At 67.6% G+C, this 9,982-nt stretch carries 8 protein-coding genes and 1 pseudogene; 2 read left to right on the top strand and 7 right to left on the bottom strand.

Going from position 1 to position 9,982, the window contains the following annotated elements; genetic code table 11:
- Window positions 1–50: 50 nt before the first annotated feature.
- The 5 genes and pseudogenes from NKG98_RS09325 to NKG98_RS09305 form a co-directional block, all read right to left on the bottom strand.
- Window positions 51–380: pseudogene (locus tag NKG98_RS09325) on the bottom strand (phosphate signaling complex PhoU family protein); the annotation flags it as partial.
- The gene (pstB, locus tag NKG98_RS09320) at window positions 380–1,258 is read right to left on the bottom strand and encodes a phosphate ABC transporter ATP-binding protein PstB (RefSeq protein WP_254769383.1); all 879 of its coding nucleotides are present in this window, start codon (window positions 1,256–1,258) and stop codon (window positions 380–382) included. The gene pstB and the pseudogene NKG98_RS09325, both read right to left, overlap by 1 nt.
- Before the next feature lie 4 nt (window positions 1,259–1,262).
- The gene (gene pstA / locus NKG98_RS09315) at window positions 1,263–2,972 is read right to left on the bottom strand and encodes a phosphate ABC transporter permease PstA (protein ID WP_254769382.1); all 1,710 of its coding nucleotides are present in this window, start codon (window positions 2,970–2,972) and stop codon (window positions 1,263–1,265) included.
- Between the two features lie 52 nt (window positions 2,973–3,024).
- Window positions 3,025–3,966 carry a phosphate ABC transporter permease subunit PstC gene (gene pstC / locus NKG98_RS09310; RefSeq protein WP_254769381.1) on the bottom strand — a complete coding sequence of 314 codons (942 nt, stop codon included), beginning with the start codon at window positions 3,964–3,966 and terminating at the stop codon, window positions 3,025–3,027.
- Between the two features lie 84 nt (window positions 3,967–4,050).
- Window positions 4,051–5,040: a PstS family phosphate ABC transporter substrate-binding protein gene (locus NKG98_RS09305; RefSeq protein ID WP_254769380.1), complete on the bottom strand. Its 990-nt coding sequence runs from the start codon at window positions 5,038–5,040 to the stop codon at window positions 4,051–4,053.
- 500 nt (window positions 5,041–5,540) lie between these two features.
- Here NKG98_RS09305 and NKG98_RS09300 point away from each other — a divergent pair, with 500 nt between their 5' ends.
- Window positions 5,541–6,536: a phosphate signaling complex PhoU family protein gene (locus tag NKG98_RS09300; RefSeq protein WP_254769379.1), complete on the top strand. Its 996-nt coding sequence runs from the start codon at window positions 5,541–5,543 to the stop codon at window positions 6,534–6,536.
- A 72-nt stretch (window positions 6,537–6,608) separates the two neighbouring features.
- Here NKG98_RS09300 and NKG98_RS09295 read toward each other — a convergent pair whose 3' ends face one another.
- Both NKG98_RS09295 and NKG98_RS09290 read right to left on the bottom strand, forming a co-directional pair.
- Entirely contained in the window at window positions 6,609–6,980 is a 372-nt protein-coding gene (locus NKG98_RS09295; protein WP_254769378.1) for a 30S ribosomal protein S8e, read from the bottom strand.
- 75 nt (window positions 6,981–7,055) lie between these two features.
- Window positions 7,056–9,311 carry an NADP-dependent malic enzyme gene (locus tag NKG98_RS09290; RefSeq protein ID WP_254769377.1) on the bottom strand — a complete coding sequence of 752 codons (2,256 nt, stop codon included), beginning with the start codon at window positions 9,309–9,311 and terminating at the stop codon, window positions 7,056–7,058.
- A 134-nt stretch (window positions 9,312–9,445) separates the two neighbouring features.
- Here NKG98_RS09290 and NKG98_RS09285 point away from each other — a divergent pair, with 134 nt between their 5' ends.
- Window positions 9,446–9,970, top strand: coding sequence for a phosphopantetheine adenylyltransferase (locus tag NKG98_RS09285; RefSeq protein ID WP_254769376.1), 525 nt, complete (start codon window positions 9,446–9,448; stop codon window positions 9,968–9,970).
- Window positions 9,971–9,982 lie beyond the last annotated feature (12 nt).

The following is a 9,982-nucleotide window of genomic DNA, read 5'->3' as shown; positions in this document are numbered from 1 at the left end:
TGTAAAAACGGAGCGTGGGCCGCGGTCCGCTACGCCAGCAGTCGGTCGTCGCTTTCGAGGGCGTACAGCGTCCGCGCGGCGACGTTCACCGCGTGGTCGCCGACGCGCTCTAGGTCGGTGACGATTTTGAACGCCGCGGCGACGATCCGGAGGTCGCCCGCCACCGGCTGGTGTAACGCGAGCAGTTCGAGGCACTCGCGCTCGACGTCGAGGTACCGTCGGTCGACCTCGTCGTCCCGCCGCCGGACCGCCCGCGCGAGGGGGCGGTCGCCGGTGAAAAGCGCCGTGAACGCGTCCGCGAGCGACTCGCGGACGAGGTCGCCCATCGCGACGACGGCGTCCCGGAGGCGGTCGAGGCGGCGCCGGTAGTCGACGGTCATCAGCCGAACTTGCCGGTGATGTAGTCTTCGACGCGGTCGCTGTCGGGGTTCTCGAAGATTTTGGCGGTGGCGTCGAACTCGACGAGTTCCCCGCCGGTGAGGAAGACCGCGGTCTTGTCGGAGATGCGGGCGGCCTGCTGCATGTTGTGCGTGACGATCACGACCGTGTACTCCTCGGAGAGTTCGTCGATCAGGTCCTCGATGCGCGAGGTCGCGACGGGATCGAGCGCCGAGGCCGGTTCGTCCATCAGGACGACGTCCGGGTCGGGGGCGATGGCGCGGGCGATGCAGAGTCGCTGCTGCTGGCCGCCGGAGAGTTCGAGCCCCGACTCGTCCAGCCGTCCCTCCACCTCGTCCCAGAGGGCGGCGCGCTTCAGCGCCTGTTCGACCCGCTCGTCGAGGTCGTCGTCGATCCCCTGAACTTTCAGGCCGTAGGCGACGTTGTCGTAGATCGACTTCGGGAACGGGTTCGGCTGCTGGAACACCATCCCGATCTTCCGGCGCAGCGCCACCGGATCGACGTCCTCGTCGTAGACGTTCTTCCCGTCGAAACGGACGCCGCCGTCCACCCGGCAGACGTCGATGAGGTCGTTCATCCGGTTGATCGAGCGCAGGAACGTCGACTTCCCACAGCCAGAGGGGCCGATGAGGGCCGTCACCTGCTTCTCGGGGATGGCCATCTCGACGCTCCGTAACGCCTGTTCGTCGCCGTAGTAGACGTCGAGGTCGCGCGCCTCGATGATCGTCTCGGTCGTCGCGGCCGTCCCGTCCCGGCCGATCGTGCCGGGGACGTTCACGAGCGCCCCGTCGGCTCCGGCCGGGTGCGGGTCGGCGTCGGTTCGGTTCGTTCCGTCCGCAAGTGTGCGTTCGTTCGTCATCGTGTCAGCCTCGCTGGTACCTGTTTCTGAGGACGATCGCGGTCGCGTTCATCGTGAGCAGGACGACGAGCAGGGTGACGACGCCCGCCGCGAGCACGCCGTAGCGGAAGTCCGTCTTGATCAGCGTCGACCACTGGAGGATCTGTCGCGGCATCGCGCTGGCCGTGCTGAAGAACGACTCGGGGGACCTCCTGACGATCGCCGGCATCTGGATCATCAACAGCGGCGCCGTCTCGCCGATCGCCCGCCCGAGCGCGAGGATCGTCCCAGTGAAGATCCCCGGGAGCGCCCGCGGGAGGACGACGTTCCGGGTCGTCTGCCACCTCGTCGCGCCCATGCCGTAACTCGCCTGTCGGAGCGAGTCCGGAACCGCCCGGATGGCCTCCTGAGCGGAGATGATCACGATCGGCAGGATCAGCAGGCCGACCGTCAGCCCGCCGACGATCGGGGTCCCGTTGCCCATCCCGACCGTCCTGATGAACACCGTGAGCCCGAGGACGCCGTAGACGACGGAGGGGACGCCCGCGAGGTTCGCGATGTTGATCTCGATGAGTTCGACGACCCGACCCATCCGTCCCTTCGACGGGGCGTACTCCTCGAGGTAGATCGCCGCCCCGACGCCGACCGGGAACGCGAAGACGACGATGACGACCAGCAGGAAGACGGAGCCGATGAGCGCCGGGTAGATGCCGGCGTTCGTGGGGGTCGTGCTGTGCGCGCTGGTCAGGAACCCCGCGTCGAGCCACGTGTCCGGGCCGGCGAAGTCGGCGAGTCGGACGATCCCCCAGCCGACGAGCGCGCCGACGGCGACGAGGACGGGGAGCGCGAGCCCGGAGACCCCCTCGCCCCGCCTGAGGACGTGCTCGACGTACAGGCCCGTCCCCGTCCCGACGACCGTCACGAGGACGATCCACGAGGTCGGCCCCCACCCGATCGCGGGGGCGACCGCCAGTCCGACCGCGGCGGCGACGGTTACCGCGCCGGCGGCGACCGCGGCGTCGCGGTCGCTCTCGCGAACCCGGCGGAGGTGCCAGCCGGCGGCCAGCGCGACCGGGACGGCAAACGACGCGAGCAGCGCGAGCGGTTCGGTCGGGAGCACCGGCAGCGAGAGGATCACGGCCCGCAGGCTCGGCACCAGCGTCGGGATCGCGACCGAGATCGGGAACAGCTCCTGACCGAGGAACGGCGTCCTGACCGTGTAGTCGACCGAGACGGCCGGGACGCCGACCAGGGCGAACCACGGGACGAGAGTCAGGACGGCGAGCCGTTCGAGCGGGGCGTCCCGGTCGAGCCGACCGTACGCCCGCACGACGCCGGCGGCGACCGTCGCCGAGAGGACGAGCGCGAACCACGCGTGGGGCTCGATCAGGTGCGCGAAGCCGATCCAGACGGCGCCGGCGACCATCGCGCTCATGAACGGGACGCCGAGGGCGGTGTAGGCGATTCGCCCCGCCGTCCGGTCGTTCAGGTAGTAGTACGCCGCCAGCCCCAGCGCGGGGAGGACGACCGTCACGGCGACCGTCGCGAGCCAGCCCGTATCGGCCGTGGCCGGCTGGACGGCGTCGTTGAAGACGTACAGCAGGAACACCAGCATCAACACCAGCGCGAGCGCCGTCGCGCCGAGGCAGGCGGCCTGAAACAGCAGGCCGCGCCGGCGTCCGACCTCGCCTGCCGTGCCGTACCACTCGTCGACGGCGGGTCCGCCGGTCGCCATCAGCGACTCACCCCCGCGGTCGCGGCGGCCGGCCGCGCGCGTCGTTCGATCGTCACTGGTACTCCTCCCGGTACCGGGCGGCGATCCGGTTGCTCAGCAGGTTCATCGCGAACGTGAGACAGAACAGCGTGAGTCCGATCCCGAACATGCTGTAGAACTCCGGGGAACCGCCGGTGACGTCGCTCGTGACCGCGTGGACCATCGACGCCGTCATCGCCAGCCCGGAGTTCGCCAGGTTCTCGAACGGGTTCGCGACGTTCAGCATGCGCGCCTGCAACCCGCCGGCCATCACGACGATCATCGTCTCGCCGATGGCCCGCGAGAGCGCGAGGATGTACGACGAGAAGATGCCCGAGACCGCCGCCGGGATGACGATTCCCGTGGAGACCTCGAACTTGGTCGCGCCGAGGCCGTAGCCGGCCTGTCGCAGCGAGTCGGGGACGGCGCTCATCGCGTCCTCCGAGAGCGAGGAGACCATCGGGATGATCATGATCCCGACCATGATCGACGCGCTGAGGAGGTTGAACGTCCCCAGCGGGAGGCCGGCCGCCCGCAACCACGGCGTCAGGTAGACGAGCGCCAGATACCCGTAGACGACCGTCGGGATGCCCGCGAGTATCTCGAGCGCCGGTTTCAACACCGAGCGCGCCTCCGGACTCGCGTACTCCGAGAGGTAGACCGCCGCGGCGGTCCCGATCGGAATCGCGACCATCGCCGAGACGACCGTGATGATCAGCGTCGCGCTCACGAGCGGGAGGACGCCGTAGACGTCCCGCCGCGAGTTCCACTCCGTCCCCGTCAGGAACGAGACGACGCCGACCTCGTCGAACCCGAAGAACGTGATCGCGTCGTACGCGAGCGTGACCAGGATGCTCACCGTCACTACCACCGTCAGCGCCGCACAGGAGAACAGCAGCCACCGATACGCCCGCTCGCGCCCGTCCCGAAGTGCGGACGAGCGCGTGAGCGAGGCGGATACCGAATCCCCGTTCATGTCCGTGCCATGTCGTTTGTCAATGAGTCGTTCGTAGGCGATTCCACCCGCCGAGATCGCGGATCGGCGCCGATCCGCGACGTCTCAGGCGTACTCTTCGAGCGTCGCGAGGTTCTCCTCGACCATCTTGTCGCTCGAGGGGACGTAACCGATCTCGTCGGCGACGAAGTCCGCGCTGGCGTTTTCGAGGTAGAACTCGAGGAACGCGGCGACCTCCTCGCGCTGGATGGCGTCCTCGCTGGCGTAGATGAACAGCGGGCGAGCCATCGGGTAGGTGCCATCGCTCGCCGCCTGCAGACTCGGCTCGCCACACTCGTCGTCCGCGGTCTCGCGGACTTCGAGGGCCTTGACGCGATCCTGGTTCTCCGCGTAGTACGCGTAGCCGAAGTAACCGATCGCGTAGGGGTTCTGCTCGAGGCCCTGAATGATGATGTTGTCGTCCTCGGTGGGCTCGTAGTCGTCGCGGTGGTTGCCCGCCTCGCCGACGACGTTCTCGGTGAACCAGTCGAAGGTGCCCGAGGTGGTGTCGGGGCCGAACAGTTCGAACTCCTCGTCGGGCCAGTCGGGGTCGACGTCGGCCCACGTCTCGGCGCCGTCTTCCTGCCATATCTGGGCCATCTCGTCGAAGGTCATGCAGTCGACCCAGTCGTTCTCGGGGCTGACCGCCATCGTGAGCGCGTCGCCCGCGACGTGGAACTCGACCGGGGTGACGCCCTGGTCTCCACAACTGGCGACCTCCGCGTCCTTGATCGGGCGGGAGGCGCCGTTGATGTCCGAGTCGCCGGGGCAGAAGTGGTTCTCGAACCCGCCGCCGCTGCCGGTCGAGTCGACGGGCACGTTGACGTCGTGTTCCGCCATGAACTCCTCTGCCATCCGGTCGGAGATCGGGAACACCGTGCTCGAACCCGTGACGACGACCTCGCCGGAGAGGGCGTCGCTTCCGCCGTCGCCACCGTCGCTGGCCTCGTTCTCCGAACAGCCGGCGACGGCCAGCGCGCCGATCGATCCGGTCGCCGCGAGGAGTTTCCGCCTCGATACTGCGTCGACCCGACGGCCGATCTGCTTGTCAGGCATCGAGCGGGAGTTTCGAATGCCCGTAGAAATACGATGCTATGACGTGTATATATCCGAACCGAGGTACATATTCCAATATAGACGTGATCGTATCCGGCATCTTCCCCCGGGCTGTCGGGTCGCCCTCTCGCGATCTTCGATCGACGAGGAACTATTGACGTCGGCTCCGGTATCCATCCCCGAAGTCACCGCTCCCGGGACGCCCGTCGCGGGTCGCGTTCGACGCCCCGAAGGTCGTCGAGACCGCCGCTACCGACGCCGTCGCGGCCGGCGCGCGCCGGCCCGCGAAACGCGCCCGCCGTCGGTCGCGGCGCCGATCTACGTACTGGAAATAGTACTATATAATTATACGTTGTAGAACTGTTATCGCGGTATCGACGCGGACTCTGCCGTCCCGTTTTCTCGGGAAAATCGCATGACACAACGGATTCGAACGTACCGATAAGAGCTAATCTATAGATTGGGGTGGATTTATATTCCCTGCCTCGAAAGCGCGCCACATGGAGACGCGCAAGGTCCAGGTGACCGGCGGATCGACCTACACCGTCTCGCTCCCGAAGACGTGGGCGACGGAGAACGACGTCAGCGCCGGCACGACCGTCGAGTTCTACCCCGAGGACGACGCCCTGCTGTTGACGCCCCAAAGCGACACCCACAGGCAGGAAGGCTCCCTCGACGTCTCGAACCTCGAAGGCGAGCGCCTCACGCGGGCGGTCATGACGATGTACGTCAGCGGCTTCGACATCATCCGGCTGGAGGCAAACCGCATCACCACCGACCAGCGCCGGGCGATCAGGAGCGCGACCCAGAGCCTCGTCGGCGTCGAGGTGTTAGAGGAGACGACCAACAGCGTCGTCATCCAGGACCTGCTCGACTCCTCGGAACTGTCGATCGTCAACGCCGTCACCCGGATGCGCCTGATCGCCGGGGCCATGCTCGAAGACGCCGTCACCGCGCTCGTCGAGAACGACGACGACATCGCCCGCGACGTCATCGAGCGCGACGACGACGTCGACCGCCTCTGGCTCGTCGTCTCGCGCATCTTCCGCGCGGCGCTTCGCTCCCCGCGCGCGACCGAGGAACTCGGCGTCCCCCGCGAGGACTGTTTCGACTACCACTCCAGCGCCCGGCAACTCGAGCGCGTCGCCGACCACGCCGTAAAGATCAGCAAACTCGCTCTCAAACTCGAGGAGATCCCCGAGGAGGTCGCCGAGGCGCTGCTCGAACTCTTCGAGGACGCCTTCGACGTCCTCGAGAAGTCGATGGACGCGCTGTTCGCCGACGAGAGCGAGGAGGCCAACCGGCTCGGCCACGCCGCCCGCGAGGCCGTCCTCGGAATCGACGAGCACACCCGGACCGTCGACGACATGCTCCGGGACCTCGACCCCGTTCAGGCCCAGTCGCTCGGGCTGATCGTCGACTCGCTCTCCCGGAGCGCCGACTACGGCGGCAACATCGCCGAGACGGCCCTGCAGAAGGCCGCGCCGCGGCCCTGAACTACGTAGTCGACCGTCGTCCCCGTACCGCTATTATAGGGCGATGGGTCGAGAGGAGAGTCGAGTCGTCGGTCAGTCGAGCAGGACGGCGTTGACCTGACCGGTCTGGCCGGGACGGGAGGTGACGCGCGCACGGCCCTCGCTGGTCTCGATGACGGCGCCTTTCGTGACGATGTTCCGCCGGACGTAGTTGGGGTTGGCGGGGTTCTCGACGACGTCCTCGATGGCGGCGGAGACCGTCTCCTCGCCCGTGTTGACGTTCGCGACGTTCGTCGCCAGCGCGCGGGTCTTCTCGTCGTTGCCGCGGGCGTCGACGGTCCGGAAGCGGGGCTCGCCGACCTGCGTCTCCGTCGGCTGGCGCCCGAGTTCGGACTTGCGGCGGTTGCGGAAGTGCTTGAGTCGGCCACCGGTGCGCTTGCGCGTGGAGCGTCCCTGATCTTGCATACCCGGGAGAAGTCCCCTCGCGTACTTGAATCCACCCTTTTGAACCGCCCCGGATCGGGCGGTGGGAAAGCCGTCCTACTCCTGCTGGGCGTCTACGACCGCCACGCCCGCGAGGTTCACGATGTCTTTGACCTCGTCGCCGCGCTGGAGGACGTGGACCGGCTTGTCCATCCCGACGAGCATCGGGCCGATGGCCTCGGCGCCGCCGAGACGCTGGAGCAGTTTGTAGCCGATGTTGCCGGCCTCGAGGTTCGGGAAGACGAGCACGTTCGCGGGCTCTTCGAGGTCGGTGAACTCGTAGGTGCCGTGGAGAATCTCCTCGACGACGGCGGTGTCGGCCTGCATCTCGCCGTCGACCGTGAAGTCGACGGTGGGGTCGTCCTGAAGCATCGCGGCCGCGCGGCGTGGCTTTCTCGTCCCCTCGTTGTCGACGCTACCGAAGTTCGAGTACGACAGCAACGCGGCGCGGGGTTCGACGTTGAACCGGCGGGCGAGTTTGCCCGTCTGTTTCGTGACCTCCGCGAGCACCTCCTCGTCGGGCGACTGGTTGACCGTCGCGTCGGCGACGAAGATCACGCGGTTCTTGAACGTGAGCATGTAGACGCCGGCGGCGTACTCGACGTCGGGGGCGGTGCCGATCACCTGCAGCGGCGGGCGCAGCGCCGACGGGTAGTGGTGGGTAAGTCCCGTCAGGAGCGCGTCGGCGTCGCCGCGCTCGACCATCACGCTGCCGAAGTAGTTGGTGTCCCGGCGGACGAGTTCCTCGGCCTCCGAGCGGGTGATCCCCTTGCGCCGGCGCAGTTCGTACAGTCGGTCGGCGTACTCGTCGTAGTCGCCGGCGAACGGGTCCGCGACCTCGGGGGTGAAGTCCAGCCCGAGGTTGGCGGCGGTCCGCTTGACCTCGCTCTCGTCGCCGATGAGGACGGGCTGGGCGATCCCCTGTTCCTGCATCTGGTAGGCCGCCCGGATCATCTTCTCGTCGTCGCCCTCCGCGAGCGCGACGCGCTTCGGTTCGCTCTTGGCCTTGTTCAGCACCACCCGCATCATCTCGCGGGACTTGCCGAGGCGGGCCTCGAGTTCCTCCTCGTAGACGTCGACGTTTATCTCGACCCGCGCGGCGCCGGAGTCGATGGCCGCCTTCGCCACCGCGGGGGCGACCGTGAACAGCACGCGCGGGTCGACCGGCTTCGGGATGATGTAGTCGGGGCCGAACTGGATCGGCTGGTCGCCGTAGGCCTTGACGACGGCGTCGGGGACGTCCTGTCTCGCGAGGTCGGCGAGCGCCTCGGCGCAGGCGACTTTCATCGCCTCGTTGATCTCCGTCGCCCGGACGTCGAGCGCGCCGCGGAAGATGAACGGGAACCCGAGGACGTTGTTCACCTGATTCGGGTAGTCGGACCGGCCCGTCGCCATGATGACGGTGTCGTCGCGGGCCGCTTTGGCCTCCTCGTAGCCGATCTCCGGGTCGGGGTTGGCCATCGCGAAGACGATCGGGTCGTCGGCCATCGAGCGCACCATCTCCTGATCGACGATGCCGCCGATCGAGAGGCCGACGAAGACGTCCGCGCCCGCCATCGCGTCCGCGAGGTCGCCCTCGGGGACGTCGCGGGCGAACTCCCGTTTGTACTCGTTGACGTCGCCCGCCGCGGCGCGGGCCTCGGTGATGATCCCCGAGGAGTCACACATCGTGATGTTCTCGCGCCGACAGCCCAGCGAGACGTAAAAACGCGCCGTCGCGATCGCGCTCGCGCCCGCGCCGGAGAAGACGATTTCGAGGTCTTCGAGGTCCTTGCCGGCGATGTCGGCGGCGTTGAGCAGTGCGGCCCCGGAGATGATCGCGGTGCCGTGCTGGTCGTCGTGGAACACCGGGATCGACATCGTCTCGCGCAGGCGCTCCTCGATCTCGAAACACTCCGGCGCCTTGATGTCCTCCAGGTTGACCCCGCCGAAGGTCGGTTCCATCATCTTCACGGCGGCGGCGAACTTCTCGGGGTCGTCCTCGTCGAGTTCGACGTCGAACACGTCGATGTCGGCGAAGCGTTTGAACAGCACGCCCTTCCCCTCCATCACGGGTTTGGAGGCCTGCGCGCCGATGTCGCCGAGGCCGAGCACGGCCGACCCGTTCGAGACGACGCCGACGAGGTTCCCCTTCGCGGTGTACGTGTAGGCGTCGGTTTCGTCCTCGTGGATCTCCATACACGGCGCGGCGACCCCCGGCGAGTACGCGAGCGAGAGGTCACGCTGGGTGTTCGTCGGTTTCGTCGTGGAAATCTCCAGTTTCCCCGGCGGGTCGGTCCGGTGGTACTCCAGGGCGTCCTCGTCTAATCCCATATCGGGGAGACGGGAGTCGGATACTAAAAACGATGTGAAAGGCGATATCGACGATCGTCGAACGTCGTGCGCGCCGATCGACACGCCGTATCCGGATTCGACCCTTTTATACGGGCCGCGGCAGTGGTTGGGGTATGGACGTCGCGCTTGGTGGGACGTTCGACCCCGTTCACGACGGCCACCGACGGCTGTTCGAACGGGCGTTCGAACTCGGGGACGTGACCGTCGGGCTGACGAGCGACGAACTCGCCCCGGAGACACGCCACGTCGACCGATACGTGAGACCCTACGAGGACCGAAAGCGCGACCTCGAAGCGGAACTCGCGGGCTACACCGACGAGTACGACCGCGAGTTCGAGGTTCGAACGCTCGAGGAGCCGACGGGGATCGCGACCGAACCGCAGTTCGACTACCTGATCGTCTCACCGGAGACCGTCGACGGCGGCGAGCGTATCAACGAGATCCGCCGCGAGCGCGGCCACGACCCCCTCGAGGTCGTCGTCGTCCCGCACGTCCTCGCCGAGGACGGCGAGATCATCTCGAGCACCCGCATCGTTCAGGGCGAGATCGACGAGCACGGGCGCGTGACCCCCGACCGCGAGGGGCGCGAGGCCCGTTACCCCGACTCCGCCTCCGACTCCACGTCCGATCGCGACTGAGGCCGCGGGCCG

The sequence above is a fragment of the Salinilacihabitans rarus genome (assembly GCF_024296665.1).
Lineage (GTDB): Archaea > Halobacteriota > Halobacteria > Halobacteriales > Natrialbaceae > Salinilacihabitans > Salinilacihabitans rarus.
Note: the sequence above shows the minus strand (reverse complement) of the source record. Positions and strands in the feature narration are given on the sequence as shown.